The 20,836-nt window shown below is 68.2% G+C and carries 21 protein-coding genes and 1 pseudogene; 9 read left to right on the top strand and 13 right to left on the bottom strand.

All coding sequences use genetic code 11. From position 1 onward, the window contains the following. Positions 1-17: 17 nt before the first annotated feature. Complete coding sequence (locus AQ610_RS14035; protein WP_009911629.1) at positions 18-1,106, bottom strand: porin; 1,089 nt, start codon at positions 1,104-1,106, stop codon at positions 18-20. A gap of 513 nt (positions 1,107-1,619) precedes the next feature. Between AQ610_RS14035 and AQ610_RS37385 the strand changes: the two are divergent. Further along, positions 1,620-1,741, top strand: a pseudogene (locus tag AQ610_RS37385) (GNAT family N-acetyltransferase); the annotation flags it as partial. Positions 1,742-1,795: 54 nt separating this feature from the next. Here the strand turns inward: AQ610_RS37385 and AQ610_RS14030 are convergent. From AQ610_RS14030 to AQ610_RS14015, 4 genes are all read right to left on the bottom strand, one after another. Continuing rightward, positions 1,796-2,575: an ABC transporter ATP-binding protein gene (locus tag AQ610_RS14030; protein ID WP_041861743.1), complete on the bottom strand. Its 780-nt coding sequence runs from the start codon at positions 2,573-2,575 to the stop codon at positions 1,796-1,798. Between the two features lie 22 nt (positions 2,576-2,597). Next, positions 2,598-3,311 carry an ABC transporter permease gene (locus AQ610_RS14025; RefSeq protein WP_006024923.1) on the bottom strand — a complete coding sequence of 238 codons (714 nt, stop codon included), beginning with the start codon at positions 3,309-3,311 and terminating at the stop codon, positions 2,598-2,600. Then, on the bottom strand, positions 3,308-3,997 hold the full coding sequence (locus AQ610_RS14020; protein ID WP_006024924.1) for an ABC transporter permease: 690 nt from the start codon (positions 3,995-3,997) through the stop codon (positions 3,308-3,310). The genes AQ610_RS14025 and AQ610_RS14020 overlap by 4 nt, the downstream gene beginning before the upstream one ends. A gap of 210 nt (positions 3,998-4,207) precedes the next feature. After that, the gene (locus tag AQ610_RS14015) at positions 4,208-4,984 is read right to left on the bottom strand and encodes an ABC transporter substrate-binding protein (RefSeq protein ID WP_006024925.1); all 777 of its coding nucleotides are present in this window, start codon (positions 4,982-4,984) and stop codon (positions 4,208-4,210) included. A gap of 380 nt (positions 4,985-5,364) precedes the next feature. On the opposite strand from AQ610_RS14015, the gene AQ610_RS14005 reads away from it, so the two are divergent. After that, positions 5,365-6,063 carry a pirin family protein gene (locus tag AQ610_RS14005; protein ID WP_009916748.1) on the top strand — a complete coding sequence of 233 codons (699 nt, stop codon included), beginning with the start codon at positions 5,365-5,367 and terminating at the stop codon, positions 6,061-6,063. Positions 6,064-6,160: 97 nt separating this feature from the next. On the opposite strand, the gene AQ610_RS14000 is transcribed toward AQ610_RS14005, so the two are convergent. Further along, the gene (locus AQ610_RS14000; protein ID WP_009916750.1) at positions 6,161-6,706 is read right to left on the bottom strand and encodes a Spy/CpxP family protein refolding chaperone; all 546 of its coding nucleotides are present in this window, start codon (positions 6,704-6,706) and stop codon (positions 6,161-6,163) included. A 240-nt stretch (positions 6,707-6,946) separates the two neighbouring features. On the opposite strand from AQ610_RS14000, the gene AQ610_RS13995 reads away from it, so the two are divergent. Further along, entirely contained in the window at positions 6,947-7,672 is a 726-nt protein-coding gene (locus tag AQ610_RS13995) for a response regulator (RefSeq protein ID WP_006024928.1), read from the top strand. Further along, positions 7,656-8,969, top strand: a complete 1,314-nt coding sequence (locus tag AQ610_RS13990) for an ATP-binding protein (RefSeq protein WP_006024929.1) — start codon at positions 7,656-7,658, stop codon at positions 8,967-8,969. Before AQ610_RS13995 ends, AQ610_RS13990 begins: the two co-directional genes overlap by 17 nt. 81 nt (positions 8,970-9,050) lie before the next feature. Here AQ610_RS13990 and AQ610_RS13985 read toward each other — a convergent pair whose 3' ends face one another. Beyond that, on the bottom strand, positions 9,051-9,317 hold the full coding sequence (locus tag AQ610_RS13985) for a double-stranded DNA-specific endonuclease (protein ID WP_006024930.1): 267 nt from the start codon (positions 9,315-9,317) through the stop codon (positions 9,051-9,053). Positions 9,318-9,809: 492 nt separating this feature from the next. Here AQ610_RS13985 and AQ610_RS13975 point away from each other — a divergent pair, with 492 nt between their 5' ends. Together AQ610_RS13975 and AQ610_RS13970 are read left to right on the top strand one after the other, a co-directional pair. Continuing rightward, entirely contained in the window at positions 9,810-11,567 is a 1,758-nt protein-coding gene (locus AQ610_RS13975) for an ABC transporter permease (RefSeq protein ID WP_006024932.1), read from the top strand. A gap of 42 nt (positions 11,568-11,609) precedes the next feature. Next, entirely contained in the window at positions 11,610-12,950 is a 1,341-nt protein-coding gene (locus AQ610_RS13970) for an ABC transporter ATP-binding protein (protein ID WP_006024933.1), read from the top strand. 88 nt (positions 12,951-13,038) lie between these two features. Here the strand turns inward: AQ610_RS13970 and AQ610_RS13965 are convergent, their stop codons facing one another. Both AQ610_RS13965 and AQ610_RS13960 read right to left on the bottom strand, forming a co-directional pair. Continuing rightward, positions 13,039-13,545 (bottom strand): hypothetical protein, encoded by a 507-nt coding sequence (locus AQ610_RS13965; RefSeq protein WP_006024934.1) that lies wholly within the window; start codon positions 13,543-13,545, stop codon positions 13,039-13,041. Next, positions 13,542-14,093 carry a hypothetical protein gene (locus tag AQ610_RS13960; RefSeq protein WP_043282176.1) on the bottom strand — a complete coding sequence of 184 codons (552 nt, stop codon included), beginning with the start codon at positions 14,091-14,093 and terminating at the stop codon, positions 13,542-13,544. Before AQ610_RS13960 ends, AQ610_RS13965 begins: the two co-directional genes overlap by 4 nt. A gap of 282 nt (positions 14,094-14,375) precedes the next feature. Here AQ610_RS13960 and AQ610_RS33625 point away from each other — a divergent pair, with 282 nt between their 5' ends. The 3 genes from AQ610_RS33625 (at position 14,376) to AQ610_RS13950 (ending at position 16,718) form a co-directional block, all read left to right on the top strand. Continuing rightward, positions 14,376-14,573 (top strand): hypothetical protein, encoded by a 198-nt coding sequence (locus AQ610_RS33625; protein ID WP_006024936.1) that lies wholly within the window; start codon positions 14,376-14,378, stop codon positions 14,571-14,573. A gap of 131 nt (positions 14,574-14,704) precedes the next feature. Continuing rightward, positions 14,705-16,123 (top strand): alpha,alpha-trehalose-phosphate synthase (UDP-forming), encoded by a 1,419-nt coding sequence (gene otsA / locus AQ610_RS13955; protein ID WP_009911633.1) that lies wholly within the window; start codon positions 14,705-14,707, stop codon positions 16,121-16,123. After that, on the top strand, positions 16,116-16,718 hold the full coding sequence (locus tag AQ610_RS13950; RefSeq protein WP_006024938.1) for an AAA family ATPase: 603 nt from the start codon (positions 16,116-16,118) through the stop codon (positions 16,716-16,718). Before otsA ends, AQ610_RS13950 begins: the two co-directional genes overlap by 8 nt. A gap of 156 nt (positions 16,719-16,874) precedes the next feature. On the opposite strand, the gene AQ610_RS13945 is transcribed toward AQ610_RS13950, so the two are convergent. The 4 genes from AQ610_RS13945 to AQ610_RS13930 form a co-directional block, all read right to left on the bottom strand. Next, on the bottom strand, positions 16,875-17,486 hold the full coding sequence (locus AQ610_RS13945; RefSeq protein ID WP_009911634.1) for a glycine zipper domain-containing protein: 612 nt from the start codon (positions 17,484-17,486) through the stop codon (positions 16,875-16,877). 495 nt (positions 17,487-17,981) lie between these two features. Next, on the bottom strand, positions 17,982-19,355 hold the full coding sequence (locus tag AQ610_RS13940) for an MFS transporter (RefSeq protein WP_006024940.1): 1,374 nt from the start codon (positions 19,353-19,355) through the stop codon (positions 17,982-17,984). Between the two features lie 119 nt (positions 19,356-19,474). After that, complete coding sequence (locus AQ610_RS13935; protein WP_009911637.1) at positions 19,475-19,978, bottom strand: YbhB/YbcL family Raf kinase inhibitor-like protein; 504 nt, start codon at positions 19,976-19,978, stop codon at positions 19,475-19,477. 398 nt (positions 19,979-20,376) lie between these two features. Then, entirely contained in the window at positions 20,377-20,757 is a 381-nt protein-coding gene (locus tag AQ610_RS13930; protein ID WP_006024943.1) for a DUF5594 family protein, read from the bottom strand. Between the last annotated feature and the right edge of the window lie 79 nt (positions 20,758-20,836).

Raw genomic sequence — 20,836 nt, 5'->3', positions numbered from 1 at the left:
TGATCAGGCGTGAGTGATCAGAACAGGTGCTGGATGCCGGCGTACACGCCCGTCTGGCTGCCGCCGAACTTCGGATTGCCGGTCGAGATGTCGGTGCCGGCCGGGTTCGCGTTCAGGCCGAAGTTCGCGGTCTTGCTGTTGCGAACCGTCGCGACCTGCATGTCGAGCAGCGTGCGCTTCGACAGGTTGTACGTGCCGCCGACCGTGAAGATGTTCGCGTTGCCGCCGCCGTGGTTCGCGTTCACGTGATAGGCGGCCGCGATCAGCGCGGCGGCGGGCGTTGCCTGCCACGTCACGCCGCCCCAGACTTGCTGCGTCGACGTGATGCCGCTGTTCACGACGGGCGCGCTGTCGGCGTGCGACGTCTGATATGCCGCCTGAATCTTGAACTGGCCGAGGAACACGTTCACGCCGGCGAAATATTCGCGCGAGTAGTTGAACACGTCGTCGAGCTTGCCGTTCGCCGGATCGCGCGCTTCGTCATAGAGGCCGCGGACCTGGAAGAGCGACGTCGTGTAGGTGAGCTGCAGGCCCGCGCTGCGGCCCTGGCTCGTCGAGCCGTTGCCGTTCCAGTTCGTCGCGTTCGACAGCGCGTACTGGCCGTAGACGTCGAAGCCGTAAAGCTTCGGCGATTGATACGAAATGTTGTTGCTGGTCTTGTTCCAGTTGCGGCCGCGCACGAGCGAGGCCGTCGACCACGACGACTGGCCGAACGGATCGAAGTCCCACACGCCGTTCGCGATCGCGAGCTCGCGGCCGAGCAGCAGGGTACCGTACGTGTCGTTGGAGATGCCGACCGTCGCCCAGCGATTCCAGATGCTGCCGGCGCCCGGGCCGTTGCCGTTCATCGTGTCGAAGCTGCCTTCCAACTGGAACACGATCTTGTTGCCGCCGCCGATGTCCTCGGAGCCCTTCAAGCCCCAGAGACTCGTGCCCCAGTTGCCGCTTTCCGCGCGCCAGCGGCTCGTGCTGCCGCCGTTCGCGCTCGGCAGGCCGTTCATGTATTCGATGCCGGCGTCCAGACGGCCGTACAGCGTCACGCTGCTTTGAGCGTGAGCCGCCACTCCGGCAGTCGCCAGTACCGCCGCGAGCATAACTTTCTTCATCATCTCCTCCATACCCTGTCAAAAAGTCAACCCAGAACTGCGCAAGATGTCCGGCTTCGTGTGCCGGACAAAATTGGGATAACCAGAGAGACCGCGTGCAGCCGGTTCGGCGAAGCACGTGAGCGAGCGGACGGGAGTACCGTTTTGCGGGCCCGTGTGGCCGGTGACGGCTTGCCGGGGTCTCCTGCCGTCATGAAGTAAAACTACATTTCATGACTTTCGTTTTGCTACTTTGGTTACTAATTTAGCAAAAATACACTTTTGTGGCGACGAAAATCGTTGTTTGACTAGCACGTGTCGCCAAATTGCCATAAATATGCGCGAAGCCGTGCCGGACGGCCTTCGCAGAAACGGTCGGATGCCTTGATGGGCAAGGCACGCACGGAATCGGGCGAGGTGGATCAAGGATTGCCACTATTGACGCTGGGAAATCGTGCGGGTAAACGCGTTTGCGTCGGTTGTGTCAGGAATCCGTAATGAAAACGGCGGCAGGGGGGGCGCACGCGCGTGCCGCTTCGCTGCGGGCGCTTCGAATGGAGTGTGCTCGACTGGAACGAGCCCGCGATTCGTTTCCATGAGGCGATCGGCGCGGACGTGGAGCGCAATGGGTACGCTACCGGCTCGCGAGCGAAGCTCGCCCGCGAACGTGGTTCGACGATGCGACGGCGCCCGCACCGGCGCCCGATGGCTTACTTGAGGCTGCCCGACAGGAACTGCTTCAGGCGCTCGCTCTTCGTGCCGCCGAACACCTCGGCAGGCGCGCCTTCCTCCTCGACGCGACCCTGGTGCAGGAACATCACGTGATTCGACACGTTGCGCGCAAAGCCCATCTCGTGCGTGACGACGATCATCGTCCGCCCTTCCTCCGCGAGCTTCTGCATCACCTTCAGCACTTCGCCGACCAGCTCCGGATCGAGCGCCGACGTCGGCTCGTCGAACAGCATCACGTCCGGGTGCATCGCCAGCGCACGCGCAATCGCGACGCGCTGCTGCTGGCCGCCCGACAAATGCGACGGATACTGCTTCTCCACCCGCGGCGCGAGACCGACCTTCTCCAGATATTCGCGCGCGCGCCCCTCCGCCTCGCGCCTCGAAATCCCCAGCACGTGCACGGGCGCTTCCATCACGTTCTCCAGCACGTTCATGTGCGACCACAGATTGAAGTGCTGGAACACCATCGCGAGCTTCGTGCGCACGCGCTGGAGCTGCTTCGAATCGGCGGCCTTGAGCGCGCCCGTCTTGTCCTGCGCGGTGCGCACTTCCTCGCCGTCGACGAAGATGCGGCCCGCGTTGGGCTGCTCGAGGAAGTTGATGCAGCGTAGCATCGTGCTCTTGCCCGAGCCGGACGAGCCGATCACGCTGATCACGTCGCCCGCGTTTGCGCGCAGCGAGACGCCCTTCAAAACTTCGTTGTTGTCGTAGCGCTTGTGGAGATCGTCGACGAAGAGCTTGTGCATCTGGGTGTTCATCTGAGGCATGTCCGGGCGAAACTCATTTGCCTTGCGGGCGCAGATACGCGAGCCAGCGGCGCTCGGCGCGGCGGAACAGCCACACGAGCGTGAACGAGATCGCGAGGTAGAGGAGGGCGGCGATGCCGAATGCATGGAACGACATGTAGGTCGCCGAATTGACGTCGCGCGCGATCTTCAGGATATCGGGCACGGTCGCCGTGAACGCGACCGTCGTCGCGTGCAGCATCAGGATCACTTCGTTGCTGTAGAGCGGCAGCGCGCGGCGCAGCGCCGACGGCAGCACGATCCGGCGATACAGCGTGAAGGTCGACATCCCGTAGGCGCGGGCCGCCTCGATCTCGCCGTACGACGTCGACTTGATCGCGCCCGCGAAGATTTCGGTCGTGTACGCGCAGGTGTTCAGCGTGAACGCGAGCAGCGTGCAGTTCATCCCGTCGCGGAAGAACGCGTCGAGCATCGGCGTGCCGCGCACGGCCTGCAGGCTGTAGAGGCCCGTGTAGCAGAGGAGAAGCTGCACGTAGAGCGGCGTGCCGCGGAACACGTACGTGTAGAGCCAGACGGCGCCCGCGAGCCACTTCCTCTTCGACACGCGCGCGACCGCGAGCGGCACCGACAGGCAGAAGCCGATCCCGATCGACACGACGAGCAGCCACATCGTGATCGCGAGGCCGGTGAAGCGATACCCGTCCGTATACAGGTAGTTGCGCCAGTATTCTTGGATCAGCTCGATCATAGGTCAGCCTTGCGTACGCCCGTCGAATAACGCTTCTCGAGCCACATCAGCACGAAGTTCGAGATCGTCGTGATCGCGAGATAGATCGCGCCCGCGAGCAGCGTGAAGAAGAAGAACCGCAGCGTGCCCTTGCCCGCGTCCTGCGACGCCTTCACGACGTCGGCGAGACCGATGATCGACACGAGCGCCGTCGATTTCACGAGCACCTGCCAGTTGTTGCCGATGCCGGGCAGCGCGAAGCGCATCATCTGCGGGAACATGATCCGCGCGAACACCTGCCAGTTCGTCATCCCGTATGCGCTGCCCGCCTCGAGCTGGCCGCGCGGCACCGACAGGAACGCGCCGCGGAACGTCTCGGTGAAGTACGCGCCGTAGATGAAGCCGAGCACGAGCACGCCGGCCGCGAACGGATCGATGTCGATCTGATCCCAGTTCATCACGTCGGTGAGCTGGTTGAGCCAGATCTGCAGGCTGTAGAAGAGGAGCAGCATCAGCACGAGGTCCGGCACGCCGCGGATGAGCGTCGTGTAGAGCGTGCCGATCCCGTTCGAGACGCGGTTCCTCGACAGCTTCGCCGCCGCGCCGACGAGGCCGAGCAGGAACGACAGCGCGAGCGACAGCACCGAGAGCTTGACGGTCTGCCAGGTGCCGGAGAATATCAGCGGGCCGTAGCCTTGAAGAAACATATGTAGTCCTTGACGGCGCGTCGTGCGCGCCGCGAAAGACGCGCCCCGCGTGTTGCGCGGAACGCCCCGTGCGTATCATCGCCGCTCCGCTTTCGCGGGCCGCGCCGTCGCCTGCGATCGGGCAGGGCGGCGGCGCATTGCGGCGCGTGGTGTCGACCGCTGGTGCTGCGCGGGCCGCGCGCCGGTCGCTCGGCGTGGCCCGCCCGGCGCTTACTTCGCCGAATAGACGCTGTACGGGAAGTACTTGCGCGACAGCCTGTCGTACGTGCCGTCCTTGTGCATCGACGCGAGCGCGCGGTTGATCGCGTCCTTCAGGTCCGCGTCGTCCTTGCGCAGCCCCATCGCGGTGCCGTCGCCGAGCGTCTTCGGGTCCTTCACGGCCGGGCCCGCCCACGCGAAGCCCTTGCCGCGCGGCGTGCGCAGGAAGCCGTAGTCGGCCTGCAGCTCGTCTTGCAGCGTCGCGTCGAGGCGGCCCGAGCCGAGATCGGCGTACACCTGATCCTGGTTCTGGTACGACACGATCGTCACGCCCTTCGGCTCCCAGTGCGCCTTCGCGAAGGTCTCCTGGGTCGAGCCCTGCTCGACGCCGACGCGCTTGCCCTTCAGCGACTCGATGGTCGGCGCGAGCGGCGAGCCCGCCTTCGCGATCATGCGCGCGGGCGCGTCGTACAGCTTGTCGGAGAAATCGATCTGCTCGCGGCGCTTGTCGGTGACGGTCAGCGATGACACGATCACGTCGAACTTTTTCGCCTTCAGCGCGGGGATGATTCCGTCGAGATCCTGTGGCGTCCAGACGCACTTCGCGTTGATCCGCTTGCAGACTTCCTTCGCGAGATCGACGTCGAATCCGACGATCTCGCCGCTCGGCGCGGTCGATTCGAACGGCGGATAGCTGGCGTCGACGCCGATCCGCACGGTCTTCCATTCCTTCGCGAAGGCGCCGCCCGCCGCAAGGGCGAGGGCCGCGCACAAGGCGAGCTTCTTCATGTCGTTCCTCTTCCTGACTTCCCCGGCCGCGCGGCCGGATTCGTCCGGGCATGCGTGCGCCGGGCGTATTCTAGGTGGCCAAAATTCGCGTTCGTCGATGTCGGCGCGGCTTGCCCAACGGGCCAGGCACCGTCGACGGCGGCCAAAAGCGCGGTATTTTACCCGAACGCCGGCCGCGGCCCAGCAGAAACGATGCATGCGAGCGTGCCGCGCGTCGGCATCGCTTCGCTCGTCGGCGCGGCGTCGTGTGCGAATAGTGCGCGAATCGTGTGGACGATTGCGCGGATCGGCGCAACGAACCGGTGCATTCGCGCCGGATTGTTGCAGGCGTGCGCGACCTCTACATTCGAGGCTGTCGATATTTCTCAGGGGGAAGCGCCATGTTCGAGATCCGCCGCGCGGGCGACCGCGGCCATGCAGATCATGGCTGGCTCGATACCTATCACAGCTTTTCGTTTGCCGACTATCGCGATCCCGAGCACGTGCATTTCGGCGCGCTGCGCGTGCTGAACGACGATCGTATCGCGCCGACGCGCGGCTTCGGCATGCATCCGCATCGCGACATGGAGATCGTCACGTACGTGCTCGAAGGCGCGCTCGCGCACCGCGACAGCATGGGCAACGGCTCGATCGTCCGAGCGGGCGACGTGCAGCGGATGAGCGCGGGCACGGGGATCGTGCACAGCGAATACAACGCGTCGCGGGACGCGACGCTGCATCTGCTGCAGATCTGGCTGCTGCCGACCGAGCCGGGCGGCCGGCCCGGCTACCAGGAAGCGCGCTTCGCCGACGCCGACAAGCGCGGCCGGCTGAGGCTCGTCGCGTCGCCCGACGGGCGCGACGGGGCGGTGTCGGTGCGCTCGGACGCGTCGATCTACGCGGGCCTCATCGACGGCGACGAGCGCGCCGAGTTCGCGCTGCCGGCCGGCCGGCGCGCGTACGTGCACGTCGCGCGCGGCAGCGTGGCGGTGAACGGCGAGGCGCTCGCGGCGGGCGACGGCGCGCGGATTGCCGGAATCGAGACCGTCGTGTTCGAGCGCGGCGAGCACGCGGAGGTGTTGCTGTTCGATCTTGCGTGACGCGGCGGGCGGGGCCGCGTCGATGTGAAAACACCGCGACCGGACGAGCGTCGGGTCGCGGCGCTGCCCGGCCGCGCCGCTCGCCCACCGCCCGGCGTCACTGCTGCGGCGCAGGCGCCGACGCGCCCTTCGCCGCGCGCCGCTGCTCCCAGCGCTCGTGCATCTTCGCGCGACGCTCGTCCATCTTCGCGAATTGCTGCTTGAGCGCGGTGCTGACCGTCGTCTTCTGCTGGTCGTTCAGGCCGTTATAGAACGCGAGCCACGCGGAAGCCGTCTGCTCGCGCAACTGCGCGTTCTGCTGCTCGGCCTGCTGGCGCGCCGCGTGCAGCGCGTTCAGATCGAGGATCGGCTGGTTCTGCTGGGTCTGGAACTGCTGGCGCAGCGCGTCGTGGCTCTTGCGCATCGCGTCGCGGTTCTGCTTCATCGTATTGACGGCGGCCTGCCATTGCTGCTCCTGCGCGGCGCTCAGGTTCAGCTTGTCGTGGATTCGCTGCATCATCATGAACGGGCCGCCTTCCCTATGATGATGCTCGCCCGGGCCGCCCGGCGGCGGCATGTCGGGCGGCGCGGCGCGCGAGACGGCGCTGAACGACAGGGCGAGCACGGCGGCGGCGATGGCGAGGCGGGAAGTCTTCTTATACATTGAGCAACTCCTGTATTGAAAAATCCGGTGCTGCGGCCGGCTCGTCGCCTGGGCTTTCGCGCCCCGGCGTGAGGCGGCATCCGGTAATGCGCAGCGTAGCCAAGCGCTCCCGCCCCCGTGTTACGCGCGCCGCCGCCGCGATTACCGCGCATTACACTCTGCTTGCGCGGTAATCCGCAGTAACCCTTTCAGGGATTTGTTTCGCTCAGCCCCGCGAACCCGCACGGTAAACTTCACGCCATGACTACACAGATCCTCATCGTCGACGACGACCAAGAACTGCGCGACCTGCTGCGCGACTACCTCGTGCGGCAGGGCATCGAGGTGTCGGTGCTGCACGACGCCGCCTCGCTCGAAAAGCGCCTCGAACGCGAGCGCCCCGATCTCATCGTGCTCGACCTGATGATGCCGGGCGTCGACGGCCTCACCGCGCTGCGCCAACTGCGCGCGGCGGGCGACGACATCCCGGTGATCATGCTGACCGCGCGCGCGGACGACGTCGACCGGATCGTCGGCCTCGAGCTCGGCGCGGACGATTATCTCGGCAAGCCGTTCAACCCGCGCGAGCTGCTCGCGCGCGCGCAGGCGGTGCTGCGCCGCCGTCGCGCGACGCCGTCGGCGGCGGCGCCCGAGCAGCGCGAGCCGTACGCGTTCGGCCGCTTCGTGCTCGACTTCCAGGCGCGCACGCTGTCGGTCGACAGCAAGCCGGCGACGCTGTCGAGCAGCGAATTCGCGCTCTTGAAGATCTTCGTCAACCATGCGCTGCGCACGCTGACCCGCGAGCGCCTGCTCGAACTGCTGCACGGCCCCGAGTACGACGGCACCGACCGCGGGATCGACGTGCAGGTCTGGCGCCTGCGCCGGATTCTCGAAACCGATCCGTCGACGCCGCGCTTCATCCAGACGGTGCGCGGGCGCGGCTACGTGTTCGTGCCGAACGGCGAGGCTCATGCGCAAGCCCATTGATTCGCTGTTCGGGCGGCTCGCGCTCCTCGTCGTCTGCGTGCTGCTGCTGTCGCACTTCGCCTGGTACTTCGCGATCCGGCTCGAGCGCAACCAGTTCCAGACGCGCTACGCGGTCGAGGAGGCGGCGTTCCTCGTCGACGCGGTGCGCCAGCACGCGGAGCGCTCGCCCGACCAGCCGCTGCCGTCGCGGGTGCGGCTCGTCGCGCCGGGCAGCGGCGACGTGCCGGCTGCGAACCCGGATCTGCCGCCCCCGCTCAAGCGCTTCGCCGACGACCTGCGCGAGCGCCTGCCGGCCGGCACGCAGGTGCGCATCGGCAGGCCGGGCCATCCGCCCGTGCTGTGGGTCAAGCAGCCGACCGACCGCGACTGGATCGTCGTGCCGGTTCAGCCGCTGCGGCCGCCGCGCTCGCTCGACCGGATGGTGCTCTGGCTCGTGATGATCTTTTCGGCCGCAGTGATGGCGGCGCTCTTCGCCGCGTGGCAGTTGCAGCAGCCGCTCAGCTCGCTCGCGCGCGCGGTCGCGCGCTTCGGCCGCGGGATGGCGGTGCCGCCGCTGCCCGAGCGCGGGCCGCGCGAGCTGCGCCAGCTCACGCACGGCTTCAATCAGATGGTCAAGCAGGTGTCGCGCGCGGAGAACGACCGCGCGGTGATGCTCGCGGGCGTCGCGCACGACCTGCGCACGCCGCTCGCGCGGATGCGGCTGCGCGCCGAGATGATGGACGACGCGCGGCTGCGCGACGGCGTCGTGCGCGACGTCGATTCGATGACGCACATCGTCGATCAATTCCTCGTGTTCGCGCACGGCGACGCCGACCGCAGCGAGGCCGTGCCGGTCGACCAGGCGTGCGAGCGGATCGCGCGCACGTACCGCGCGGTGTCGCCGAACGCGCCGACCGTGCGGACCGAGCTCGCGGCGGGGCCGGGCTTTCGCCTGCCGACGGCGACGCTCGACCGGGTGCTGTCGAACCTGCTCGACAATGCGCACGCATACGGCGCGCCGCCCGTCGTGATCGCGACCGCGCGCACCGCAACGGGCTACACGCTCACCGTCAGCGATCACGGCAAGGGCATCGCGCCGCGCGATCTCGCGGACGCGACGCGCCCGTTCGTGCGGCTCGATCCGGCGCGCGGCGGCAACGGCCACAGCGGCCTCGGGCTCGCGATCGTCGAGCGGCTCGTGCAGCGCACGGGCGGCACATGCGAGATCGGCAACCGGGAAGAAGGGGGCCTGCGGGTCGCGATGACGTTTGCGTTCGACGTCGTGCCGAAGACGGAACCGCAGGCTGAGGCGTCCTGACGCGCCGCAGCGCGGGCGGCGCGGGAATCGCGGGAATCGCGGCGCCCGGCGCGAGCGCGCCGGCGTGCCGCGGGCGGCGGGTCACTCGCCGAAGAGCGTGCTGAGCGTCTCGGCGGCGTTGCTGTCGATCGTGTTGTAGGTGACGCTCGTCGCCTCGAAGATGTAAAGCGTCGTGTACTTGCCGAGACGCTCGAGGATGTCCTCCTGCAGCGTCTCGGGCACGATGTTCATGTTCAGATACCAGGCCGTCGACGACAGCCGCGTCTGGAACGAGCCATACTCCTGCATCAGTTGATCGAACGCGTCGGCGTCCTGGTCCCGGCACACGATAACCAGATTTCCTGCCATTCACTCCTCCTGATTGACCATCGGCCCCGCTCGGGGCAAATACCGATCATACCCGCATCGGCGTGTCCATTCGTCGACGAAAGCCTCGCCTGCGGGCGCGCGGCGCTTGCGCGAACGCGGGTTCACGGCGGGGCCGGATCGCGGCATAATTCGGCGTTGCGGCGCAGCAGCGGCCGGCCGGCGCACCGCCGCACCCCGCGGATGCGCCCGCCGCGCGCCCGTTCCAGACACGATGCGCTCGCGGCCAGGCCGGAATTCCATCGTTCGTCGTCCGGAAGGTTGTGCCTGAAATACAGGATGTAGTAGTGTCTTGCCGTCGCGAGGCCGGGCGATCCCCGCTTCGCGAGCGAAATGCCGGCGGCCGGGTGCGCCGCGGCTTTCGCGGCACTTGCAGTCAAAACGATTTACCGCGTAAGCGCGCCTTGCCATGAGTCACATTCGCTTTCTGGCCTCATTTATCGATTCGCACGGCCTTGCCGGGGAGGGCGCCTGATGGATCTCGGATTCTTCGATCCGAACCGGACCGCTAACGCATCCGCGTGGCGCGTCCTGCCGAACCGCTGGGATTTCGTTGCGTTCCCGCTCATCATCTGCGTGATCGCGATGGCGGCGATCGGCTTTCACGAGACGATGGCGCCGATCGCGACGCTCGAGACGCAGAAAATTTCGCTCGATCCGGCGAACCTGCCCGAGTACGCGCTGCGCACGACGCTGCGGATGCTCGCGGCGATGGTCGCGTCGCTCGCGTTCACGCTCGTCTACGGCACGCTTGCCGCGAAGAGCCGCCGCGCGGGGATCGTGCTCGTGCCGATCCTCGACATCCTGCAATCGGTGCCCGTGCTCGGCTACATCTCGTTTACGGTCACGTTCTTCCTCGCGCTCTTCCCGAGCCGCGTGCTGGGCGCCGAGCTCGCCGCGATCTTCGCGATCTTCACGAGCCAGGCGTGGAACATGACGTTCAGCTTCTACCAGTCGCTGCGCACGGTGCCGCGCGATCTCGACGAGGTCTCGCGCGGCTTCCATCTGACGTCCTGGCAGCGGTTCTGGAAGCTCGAAGTGCCGTTCTCGATGCCGGGCCTCATCTGGAACATGATGATGTCGATGTCGGGCGGCTGGTTCTTCGTCGTCGCGTCCGAGGCGATCACGGTCGGCAATCACACGATCACGCTGCCCGGCATCGGCGCTTATCTTGCGCAGGCGATCGCCGAGAAGAATCTCGGCGCGGTCGGCTGGGTGATTCTCGCGATGACGGTCGTGATCCTCGCGTACGACCAACTGCTGTTCCGCCCGCTCGTCGCCTGGGCCGACAAGTTCCGGATGGAAACCACCAGCTCCGGCAACGCGCCCGAGTCGTGGCTGCTCGACCTCGTGCGCCGCACGCGCCTCATCCACCAACTGCTGGTGCCGGCCGGCTGGTTCTTCGCGAAGGCCGCGCGGATTCCGTTGCGCCTGCCGTTGTCCGGAGCGGTGCGCTTCACGTTGCCGCGGGTCGAGAAGAAGGCGTCGTTCGCCGCCGATATCGTGTGGGCGATTCTCGTGCTGGCCGGCACGGCCTATGTCGTGTGGCGCGTGGTCGGCTTCGTGTCGACCGGCGTGACGATGGCCGAGGTGGGCCACGTATTCGTGCTGGGGCTCATCACGCTGCTGCGCGTGGTGCTCCTGATCGCGCTCGCGTCCGTCGTCTGGGTGCCGATCGGCGTGTGGATCGGCCTGCGGCCCGCGATCGCCGAGAAGGTGCAGCCGCTCGCGCAGTTCCTCGCGGCGTTCCCGGCGAACCTGCTGTTCCCGGTGTTCGTGATCGTGATCGCGCGCTATCGCCTGAACGCGGACATCTGGCTGTCGCCCCTCATCGTGCTCGGCACCCAGTGGTATATCCTGTTCAACGTGATCGCGGGCGCGACCGCCTATCCGAACGACTATCGCGAAGCGGCCACCAATTTCCGCATCCGCGGCTGGCAGTGGTGGCGGCAGGCGATCCTGCCCGGCATCTTTCCGTACTACGTGACGGGCGCGATCACCGCGTCGGGCGGCGCGTGGAACGCGAGCATCGTGTCGGAGCTCGTCCAGTGGGGCGACACCAGGATCCAGGCGCACGGCCTCGGCGCGTACATCGCACAGACGACGGCCGCGGGCGACTACCCGAAGATCATCCTGGGCATCGCCGTGATGTCCCTGTTCGTCACCTTGTTCAACCGCCTGTTGTGGCGTCCGCTGTACGCGTACGCCGAAGCGAAGCTGCGTCTCGATTGAGACTGATGTCAGCCGATTGAGACCGACCGAGAGCGAAACGCGATGCAAAACCCGAATGCTGTCAACGCCCCCGTCCACACGCCGCCCGTGCCGCCGCGGGTCGGCGAGGAAATCCTGCGCGTCGAGAACGTGAGCCGCGGCTTCAACAAGACGCAGGGCGAGCTGCTCGTGCTCGACGGCGCGAACCTGTCGCTGCGCGAAGGCGAGATCGTCGGCCTGCTCGGCCGCTCGGGCTCCGGAAAATCGACGCTCCTGCGCATCATCGCCGGGCTGATCGAGCCGACGGGCGGCGAGGTCAGCTATCTCGGCAAGCCGCTCTCCGGCCCGGCCGCGGGCGTCGCGATGGTGTTCCAGACCTTCGCGCTGTTTCCGTGGCTCACCGTGCTGCAGAATGTCGAGGCGGGGCTCGAGGCGCTCGGCGTCGGCGCGCGCGAGCGACGCGAGCGCGCGCTCGCCGCGATCGACCTGATCGGTCTCGACGGCTTCGAGAACGCGTATCCGCGCGAGCTGTCGGGCGGCATGCGCCAGCGCGTCGGCTTTGCGCGCGCGCTCGTCGTCGATCCGACGCTGCTCCTGATGGACGAGCCGTTCTCCGCGCTCGACGTGCTGACGGCCGAGACGCTGCGCACCGACCTGCTCGATCTGTGGACGCAGGGCCGGATGCCGATCAAATCGGTGCTGATCGTCACGCACAACATCGAGGAGGCGGTGTTCATGTGCGACCGGATTCTCGTGCTGTCGTCGAATCCGGGCCGCGTGATCGCCGAGATCAAGGTGCCGTTCAAGCATCCGCGCAACCGGCTCGACCCCGCGTTCCGGCGCCTGGTCGACGACATCTACGCGAAGATGACCGCGCGCCAGGTCGGCGAGGCGACGAAGAAGGGGCTCGAGCTCGGCAGTTGGCTGCCGCAGGTGTCGACGAACCTGATGGCGGGTCTCATCGAGACGCTCGCCGCGCCGCCGTACCACGGCCGCGCGGACATGCCGGAAATCGCGCGCACGCTGCATCTCGAGGTCGACGATCTGTTCCCGATCGCCGAAGTGTTGCAGTACCTGGGCTTCGCCGACGTGCGCGAGGGCGACGTGTTCCTGACGCCGCCGGGGCGCGTGTTCGCCGAATTCGGCACGCAGGAGCGCAAGATGATGTTCGCCGAGCATCTGCTGCGCCACGTGCCGCTTGCCGCGCGAATCAAGAAGGTGCTGAACGAGCGGCCCGGGCACCGCGCGCCGCGCGTGCGCTTCGAGCAGGAGCTCGAGGACTTCCTGTCGGACGGCGCGGCCGAGGAAACGCTCGACGCGGTGATCGACTGGGGCCGTTACGGCGAGATCTTCTCGTACAACGACCAGACCGAGATCTTCAGCCTCGAGGACGTCGAGTCCTGAGCGGCGGGCGGGCCGTTGCGGCCCGTGGTCGCCGATCGGAGGAGGGGGCGAGGGGCGTGCGCGCGGCGGCATTCGGCTCGCGCCCGCCTCACTGCAGATTGCCCCAGCGCTCGACGGCCGGCTCCGCCGACGCCCATTGCCAGCCCTGCGCATCCTGGCACGCGCTCGCGAGATACCAGTCGGCGCGCGCGCCGTCCTTCACCGAAAACGCGAATTCCTTGCAGAGCGCGAGCGGCGTCTGAAACGCGCGCGTCACGCGCACGTCGCCTTCGCCGTTTTCGAGCGGCACCCGGTTCTTCACCTGCCACGCGCGCGTCTCGCCGACGGCGAGTCCGCCCGCCGCCTGTGCGATCGCGTCCTGCTGATTCTTGTGGAGCTGCTTCATCGTCCGGTTGACGGCCTCGTCGGTCGCCGCCTGCACCGCGATGCCGACGCCGACGCCGACGGCCGGATTCGCGGTGACGAGGCCCGTCGCCGCGCCCGCGAGCGCACCGCTCGCCGCGCCGACCGAGCCGCAGCCGGAAAGGCCGAGCGCCGCTGCGGCGAGCGCGAGCGCCGTCGCGAGCGGCAGCGCCGCGCGCGCGTTCACGTTCATTGCAGCGCTCCCCAGCGGCCGGTCGCGGGTTCCGCCGACGCCCACTTCCACGCGGGGCCGTCCCGGCAGATCGTCGCGACGTAGAAGCCCGATTGCGCGGGGGCGTTCCCCTTCGCGTCGGTGTCGACCGAGAACACGATTTCCTTGCAGTCGAGCGGCCCGACGCTGATGAGCCGGCTCACGGTCACGCGGCCGTGCTCGTCATCCTCGATCGGAAACGAGTGATGCGTCGCCCACGGCGCGACGCCGCCGACGTCGAGCGGGCCCGCCGCCGCGGCGATCTGCGCCTGCGAATAGCGGTGCGCGACGCGCTGCGTGTACTGGACGCCCGCCCGCGCGCCCGCGACGGCGCCCAGGCCGATGCCGGTCGCGACAGCGGCGTTGTTGGTGACTTTCGAGGCGACGGCCGCGCCGGCGATGCCGGCACCTGCCGTCGCGCCTTCGCTATAGAGCGAATTGCAGCCGGAGAGCAGCGTCGAGAAGGCGGCGGCGCCGAGCGTGGCCCATGCGGCCCAACGGCGCGTCGGCCGTGCGATGCGTTGATTCATCCCTGAATGCGGTCCTGTCTTCGTGCGCCGCGCGTCGCGCAGCGAGCGTACGTAGAGCGCCATTGTTCTGCAATTGTCCGACGAGCAATGCAAACAATTGACAAAACGTCTGCCGGGCGCGCGCGAGCGGCAACATTGTGGTGCAAAGCGGCGGTCCGGGGTCGAATCGTTACAAATTGAATGTAATTGTTACCGTGAACCTTGCGCGGCGATCCTAAACTAAAGAGCTATGGACTGTTTCACCGACGGCCCCGCGCCGCTCCGATCATGAGACACCCTGCCATGCGCCGTTCCAAGCGCCCCGAGCATCGCGGGCGCGACGCCGGCACCGGCCCGTCTCGGCCGGCCAATGCTCCGACCTCTCCCGCGCCTGCCGGCTCCACGCCCGATACGCCTTCGGACGGCGATCACAACCAGGGCGGCGCCCGCCCGGAAGGGCTCGACTATCAGCGCGATCTCGGCTCGGAGCAGGACGCATGAAGACGTCCTTGTTACAACTTCTTGCATTTTTAACGTTCGAAACGTCGCGAGATGGCATGCGACTTGCCTGATTTGACGGGAGTGCTGCTTTCCCGCTCGCCGGGCGATCTGATACAGGAGGGTAAGCCGTAATGAGCAGATTGATCGTGGTATCGAATCGCGTGGCGGCCGGCCAGGATGCGCGTCCGACGGCGGGCGGGCTGGCGGTCGGCGTGCTCGACGCGCTGAAGGAGACGGGCGGCGTCTGGTTCGGCTGGAACGGCGAGATCGCCGGCGCACCCGAGGAGCCCGTGATCGAGCGGGCCGGCAACGTGACCTACGCGACCGTCGGCCTGACCCGCCGCGACTACGACCAGTACTATCGCGGCTTCTCGAACGCCACGCTCTGGCCCGTGTTCCACTATCGCGGGGATCTCGCGCGCTTCGATCGCCAGGAATATGCGGGCTATCTGCGCGTGAACTGCGCGCTCGCGAAGCAGTTGCGCGAGCTCGTGCAGCCCGACGACATCATCTGGGTGCACGACTATCACCTGCTGCCGTTCGCGCATTGCCTGCGCGAGCTCGGCGTGAAGAACCCGATCGGCTTCTTCCTGCACATTCCTTTCCCGTCGCCCGAGGTCCTGCGGACCGTGCCGCCGCACGAAGAGCTGATGAAGTTCATGTGCGCGTATGACGTCGTCGGCTTGCAGACGGAAAGCGACAAGCAGGCGTTCGTCGATTACATCGAGCGCCGCGGGCTCGGCACCTCGAGCGAGGATGGAATCCTGCACGCGCACGGCCGCGTCGTGAAGGTCGCCGCGTATCCGATCGGCATCTATCCGGATGCGATCGGCAAGGCGGCTGTCGAATACGGCTCGCGCAAGGCGGTGAAGGCGCTGCGCGACACGATGCGCGAGCGCAGGCTCGTGATCAGCGTCGATCGCCTCGATTACTCGAAGGGCCTCGTCGAGCGCTTCCAGGCGTTCGAACGGATGCTCGCGAACGCGCCCGGCTGGCAGGGGCGCGTGTCGCTCGTGCAGATCGCGCCGCCGACCCGCTCCGACGTGCAGACCTATCAGCGAATCCGCCAGACGCTAGAAGGCGAGGCGGGGCGGATCAACGGCCGTTTCGCGCAGCTCGACTGGACGCCGATCCAGTACCTGAACCGCAAGTACGAGCGCAATCTGCTGATGGCGCTGTTCCGGCTGTCGCAGGTGGGCTACGTGACGCCGCTGCGCGACGGGATGAACCTCGTCGCGAAGGAGTACGTCGCGTCACAGGATCCGAACGATCCCGGCGTGCTCGTGCTGTCCGAATTCGCGGGCGCCGCGGCCGAGCTGCCGGGCGCGCTGCTCGTGAATCCGTTCGACCTGTCGCAGATGGCCGAATCGCTCGAGCGCGCGCTCGCGATGCCGCTCGAGGAGCGCCAGGCGCGCCACGCGGAGAACATCGAGCGGCTGCGCAAGAACGATCTGTCGGTGTGGCGCGATTCGTTTCTCGCGGATCTGCGCAGTGTCGCGACGGCCGCGTCCGTCACGCAGCGCGCGGGACGGCGCGTCACGAATGCTTGACGCGGGCGCCGATGCCCGCGCGGGCGACCCCGACGCCGATGCCGACGCGGCGGTCGCGCGCTTCGTCGTGATCACGGGCGGGCCCGGTTCGGGCAAGAGCACGTTGATCGATGCGCTCGAGGCGCGCGGCTACGCGCGCTCGCACGAAGCCGGGCGCGGCGTGATCCAGGATCAGATGGCGATCGGCGGCCATGCGCTGCCGTGGTGCGACCGCGCTGCGTTCGCCGAGTTGATGCTCGGCTGGGAGATGCGCTCGCACCACCTCGCGCGGCGCGCGCACGGGCCGGTGTTCTTCGATCGCGGCGTGCCGGACGTGATCGGCTATCTGAAACTGTCCGCGCTGCCCGTGCCCGCGCATCTCGTCGCGGCCGCCGAGCGGTTCCGCTACCGCCGCGACGTGTTCATCGCGCCGCCGTGGCCGGAGATCTATGCGCAGGACACCGAACGCAAGCAGGACTACGCGGAGGCCGTGCGCACCTGGGACGCGATGGTCGATACGTATGCGGCCTGCGGCTATCGGCTGATCGAATTGCCGCGTGCGAGCGTCGACGAGCGCTGCCGCTTCGTTCTTGATGCCGTGACGGCGGAGGCGTGACCGCCTCCGCATTGCTCCTCGCTTTTTTCTCGGGCATCGCACGTTGAAGGCGCCGGCCGATATCGCATCGGCCCGGCGCTTTGCCCGTTCCGGCTTCGCGTTCCTTCCTGATCGCTGCCGTCATCCCGGTCTTTCGTTCGATGCGGCCGGCGCCGCTCACGCGTGACGGTGCGTCGGCGACTGCGCGCCGTTGAACGGTTCGGGCGGGCGGGTCGGATCGAAGTCCGCCCAGTGGCCCGACTGCCAGCGGCCCGTCGCGCGCTCGATGTCGGCGCCGCCGGCATCGGCGAGCACGCGCGCGGCATCGGCCTGCGAATCGGCCGTCACGTGCACGGCGACGAGCATCCCCGACGCGCGCGTCTCGTGATGGATCGCGTCGTGCGCGAGCTCGCGCACGTGCATGCGCGTGAAGTCTTCCTTGTGCATCATCCCGCCGACCCATCCGCCGAGAAACGCGCCGACGCCGGCCGCACAGATCGCGACGACGAGCGACGGCGTGACGAGCGAAAACAGCGCGACGCCGAAGATCGCGCCGGCGACGGCGCCGATCGTCGTGCCGTGTCGCGCGTGCTGCATCGCGTCGATCGGATGCGCAGCCGCATGTTCGGCGCGTGGCAGGTGTTCGGACCATCGTGGCGCGTGCTGGCCGCGCGGATTGACGAAGAACAGGCTGACGTCCTCGGCGACGAAACCGCTGTCGAGAAGCCGCTGGGCAGCGGCCTCGGCGGCGGGCTGCGTCGTGAAGCGTGCTGCGACGATCAATGACATGGCGCCCTCCTGACGGTGGCGTGAAGGCCATCCGAAGCCCGTCGCCCGAACGGCGGATGCGCTCGGCTTGCGGCGCGGGCATGTATTGGACAGCCGGTGCGGGGCGGAGTGCTGGCGAAGAGGGGGGCGCGTGCGGATCCCGGCGCGGAGCTGAGGACGGCGACGGGCGGGGAATAACGGGGTGGAAGCGCAGAACCGGTGGGTGGACGCGGCGGGCGGTCCAAGTGGATACGGTCCCATTGCGCGCGGCGGGCGGGTCGCCCGAATGGCCGAGTCGACGCGGCCGCGCGATGCTGCGAAAGTGGTGGGGTATTCCGGACGCTGCGTTCCGGCGGATTGCCGGGTGGCAACGCGAGACGCATCACGCGATGCATGCGGGCCGGCGAGACTTCGGCGAACGGTATCTGGGCCGGCATGGCGGCATGACATGCGGCCGCCCGCGATCGGCCGCCGCCGCGAACACGGGGTGGGCGCGCGCGGGCGATTCTGCGGCGCTCAACCCGCCGCGGCGGTGGTGTCGCGCCGCGCCCGGAGTCTCATCAGGCTCACGGCTGCCGCGACGGCGGCGAACGCGGTTGCGGTGTAGAGCGCGATCGTCGGCCCGTGCTGCGGCGCGACGCCGAAGATCAGCGCGACGAGCGCGGCGCCGAGCGTTTGCCCGGTGAGCCGCGCGGTGCCGAGCATCCCGCTCGCGCCGCCCGCGCGCTCGCGCGGCGCGGACGACAGGATCGCGCGGTTGTTCGGCGACTGGAAAAGCCCGAAGCCCGCGCCGCACAGCGCCATCCGCCAGACGATGTCGACGGGCGCCGGGTGCGCGCCGATCGTCGCGAGAGTGAGCAGGCCCGACGCGAAGAGGACGAGGCCGATGCCGCCCAGCGCGCCCGCCGAATAGCGGTCGGACAGCATGCCCGCGAGCGGCGCGGCGACGACGATCACGAGCGGCCACGGCGTCATGTAGAGCCCCGTCTGCACTTGCGAGAAGCCGAGCGTGTTCTGCAGCCAGAACGGCAGTGCGACGAACGCGAGCATCTGCGACGTGAACGACGCGACCGACGTGCCGATCGACAGCGCGAAGATCGGGATGCGCAGCAGATCGACGGGCAAGAGCGGCGCGGGCTGCGTCAGTTGCCGCCTGACGAAGAAGTAGCCGATCACGGCGGCCGCGAGCGCGGTGACCGCGACGTTCGCGCGATTTTCGCCATAGCCGAGCCCGTCGACGGACACGATCAGCAACCCGAACACGCATGCGTTCATCACGGCGCTGACGAAGTCGTACGGCGCGTCGCGGCCCGGATTCACGGGCAGCGCGCGCAGGCTGCCGTATACGGCGGCGATGCCGATCGGCACGTTGATCGCGAAGAGCCACGGCCACGGCGCGACGGCGAGCACGGCGGACGCGACGGTCGGCCCGACGGCCGACGACAGCGCGACGACCATCGCGTTGATCGCGACGCCGCGCCCGAGCTGCGACGACGGATAGATCATCCGCACGAGCGCGGTGTTGACGCTCATGATGCCGGCCGCGCCGAAGCCCTGGATCACGCGCAGCGTCGCGAGCGCGGGCAGCGAGCTCGACAGCGCGCAGCCGAGCGACGCCGCCGTGAAGAGCGCGAGCCCCGCGATGTAGACGCGCCGGTAGCCGATCCGGTCGCCGAGCGACGCGAGCGGCAGCAGCGAGATCGTGACGGCGAGCTGGTACGCGTTGACGATCCAGATCGACGCGGCGTCGGAGGCGCGCAGATCGCGGGCGATCGTCGGCAGCGCGACGTTCGCGATCGCGCCGTCGAGCACGGCGAGCGTGATGCCCAGCGCGACGCAGACGATCGCCCAGTAGCGTTGCGGGAACGGCAGTCCGGAATCGGCGTTCATGACGGAAGCGATGGCGAGGCGAGGGGCGGCGGGTTCGTGGCGGGCGCAAGCGGCGGCGCGCGCGCCGAGTCGCGTGCGCCGGCGGCGAAGGGCCGGGCGGTGCGCCCGGCCGGGACGGCTTACTTCAATTCGTAGAGGCCGGTGTAAGTCGCCGAATCGATCTCGTTCAGATGGATCATGAAGCGGGCGACCGCGTTGGTCGTGTCCTTCGTGACGGGCAGCGAGTCGACCTTCAGCGCGTGCAGCCGGAAGACGTAGCGATGCGGCTTGTCGCCGCGAGGCGGCGCGGCGCCGCCGAAGCCTTCGTCGCCGTAGTCGTTGCGCACCTGCACGGCGCTTGCGGGCAGCGCCGCGCTGCCGGCCGCGCCCGCGTCCTGCGGCAGGCCCGTCGCGTCGGCCGGGATGTTGACGACGGTCCAGTGCCAGAAGCCGCTGCCCGTCGGCGCGTCGGGATCGTAGACCGTGAGCGCGAGGCTCTTCGCATCGGCGGGCACGCCTTCCCAGTGGAGCGCGGGCGAGCGGTTGCCGCCGTCGACGCCGAAGCCTTCGTGCTTGTACTCTTGCGCCTTCGGCATGAAGCCGTTGGCCGGAAACTCGTCAGTCCAAAGCCGGAAATCAGCCATGGGGGCCTCCTTGTGAAGTTCGACAGAGTGGCGCCTGCGCGTCGCGGCGACGAACGCGCGCGAGCATCGGCGTGAACCGGTCGAGTGTATCACCGGCGCTTGAATCGTGAAGTCGGGCATGTGGCGGGGGAACGCGCGGGCCGGCCGTGTCGGGCGTTGCGCGGGCGCATGCGCGAGCGGTGCGAGGCTGCGCGAATCGGGCCATCGCGCAGCCGGACATTCGGGGGACGCCTCGGCAACGCGATCATGCGCCGATGCCGATCGGGTGCGGCGTCCGTCGGCCGGCCAAGCGGCGCATCGTGACGGATCGCGACGGATCGCCTCGCCGCCGCATGCCGGACCGAATCCGGTCGACGCATCGTGCGACGCGGCTTGCCCGCAGCCGCCCGCCGCCACCTTTACGCCTCGAAGTCGAGCCCGCCGAGCAGCACGAGCGCGTCGGTCTGCGTGCGCGAGCCGAAGTCGATGCCGCGCGCGTTTTCCCAGGCCGGCAGCTTGTGCGGCAGTGCCGCCAGATAGCGCTCGAAGCGCGCGGCGCCATCCTCCGCCATCAGGCGCTCGATCTCGTCGGTGTCCCACGTGAGCGCGATGTTGAGCGGGTGCGCGTAGCCGCGCACGTGCTCGGTGTGCGGCGCGACGATCCGCACCTGCGTCGGATGGCCGTGGCCGCCGTAGCCGACGACCTCGGTGTCCGCCCGATGGGTCAGCAAATCGGCGATGGTGCGCGCGATGCGCGGCGCGAACTCGGTATCGAATCGGCGGGCAGTGTCTGGGCTCATCGACGGCGTCTCCTTTGTGCCGAAAATCGTAGCACGGCCCAGGCGTGCGCGAGCGAGGGCGCAACACGCGTAATTCCGC

The sequence above is a fragment of the Burkholderia humptydooensis genome (genome assembly GCF_001513745.1).
GTDB classification, from domain to species: domain Bacteria; phylum Pseudomonadota; class Gammaproteobacteria; order Burkholderiales; family Burkholderiaceae; genus Burkholderia; species Burkholderia humptydooensis.
Note: the sequence above shows the minus strand (reverse complement) of the source record. Positions and strands in the feature narration are given on the sequence as shown.

What these genes read in the sequence shown, in the direction of transcription:
- AQ610_RS13995 (WP_006024928.1), top strand. Translation starts at nt 6,947, where the DNA reads ATGACTACACAGATCCTCATCGTCGACGACGACCAAGAACTGCGCGAC.
- AQ610_RS14005 (WP_009916748.1), top strand. Translation starts at nt 5,365, where the DNA reads ATGTTCGAGATCCGCCGCGCGGGCGACCGCGGCCATGCAGATCATGGC.
- AQ610_RS13960 (WP_043282176.1), bottom strand. Translation starts at nt 14,093, where the DNA reads ATGAATCAACGCATCGCACGGCCGACGCGCCGTTGGGCCGCATGGGCC.
- AQ610_RS13965 (WP_006024934.1), bottom strand. Translation starts at nt 13,545, where the DNA reads ATGAACGTGAACGCGCGCGCGGCGCTGCCGCTCGCGACGGCGCTCGCG.
- AQ610_RS13930 (WP_006024943.1), bottom strand. Translation starts at nt 20,757, where the DNA reads ATGAGCCCAGACACTGCCCGCCGATTCGATACCGAGTTCGCGCCGCGC.
- AQ610_RS14000 (WP_009916750.1), bottom strand. Translation starts at nt 6,706, where the DNA reads ATGTATAAGAAGACTTCCCGCCTCGCCATCGCCGCCGCCGTGCTCGCC.
- AQ610_RS13970 (WP_006024933.1), top strand. Translation starts at nt 11,610, where the DNA reads ATGCAAAACCCGAATGCTGTCAACGCCCCCGTCCACACGCCGCCCGTG.
- AQ610_RS13990 (WP_006024929.1), top strand. Translation starts at nt 7,656, where the DNA reads ATGCGCAAGCCCATTGATTCGCTGTTCGGGCGGCTCGCGCTCCTCGTC.
- AQ610_RS13945 (WP_009911634.1), bottom strand. Translation starts at nt 17,486, where the DNA reads ATGTCATTGATCGTCGCAGCACGCTTCACGACGCAGCCCGCCGCCGAG.
- AQ610_RS13985 (WP_006024930.1), bottom strand. Translation starts at nt 9,317, where the DNA reads ATGGCAGGAAATCTGGTTATCGTGTGCCGGGACCAGGACGCCGACGCG.
- AQ610_RS13935 (WP_009911637.1), bottom strand. Translation starts at nt 19,978, where the DNA reads ATGGCTGATTTCCGGCTTTGGACTGACGAGTTTCCGGCCAACGGCTTC.
- AQ610_RS14015 (WP_006024925.1), bottom strand. Translation starts at nt 4,984, where the DNA reads ATGAAGAAGCTCGCCTTGTGCGCGGCCCTCGCCCTTGCGGCGGGCGGC.
- AQ610_RS13950 (WP_006024938.1), top strand. Translation starts at nt 16,116, where the DNA reads ATGCTTGACGCGGGCGCCGATGCCCGCGCGGGCGACCCCGACGCCGAT.
- AQ610_RS33625 (WP_006024936.1), top strand. Translation starts at nt 14,376, where the DNA reads ATGCGCCGTTCCAAGCGCCCCGAGCATCGCGGGCGCGACGCCGGCACC.
- AQ610_RS14025 (WP_006024923.1), bottom strand. Translation starts at nt 3,311, where the DNA reads ATGATCGAGCTGATCCAAGAATACTGGCGCAACTACCTGTATACGGAC.
- AQ610_RS13940 (WP_006024940.1), bottom strand. Translation starts at nt 19,355, where the DNA reads ATGAACGCCGATTCCGGACTGCCGTTCCCGCAACGCTACTGGGCGATC.
- AQ610_RS14035 (WP_009911629.1), bottom strand. Translation starts at nt 1,106, where the DNA reads ATGAAGAAAGTTATGCTCGCGGCGGTACTGGCGACTGCCGGAGTGGCG.
- AQ610_RS14030 (WP_041861743.1), bottom strand. Translation starts at nt 2,575, where the DNA reads ATGAACACCCAGATGCACAAGCTCTTCGTCGACGATCTCCACAAGCGC.
- AQ610_RS14020 (WP_006024924.1), bottom strand. Translation starts at nt 3,997, where the DNA reads ATGTTTCTTCAAGGCTACGGCCCGCTGATATTCTCCGGCACCTGGCAG.
- otsA (WP_009911633.1), top strand. Translation starts at nt 14,705, where the DNA reads ATGAGCAGATTGATCGTGGTATCGAATCGCGTGGCGGCCGGCCAGGAT.
- AQ610_RS13975 (WP_006024932.1), top strand. Translation starts at nt 9,810, where the DNA reads ATGGATCTCGGATTCTTCGATCCGAACCGGACCGCTAACGCATCCGCG.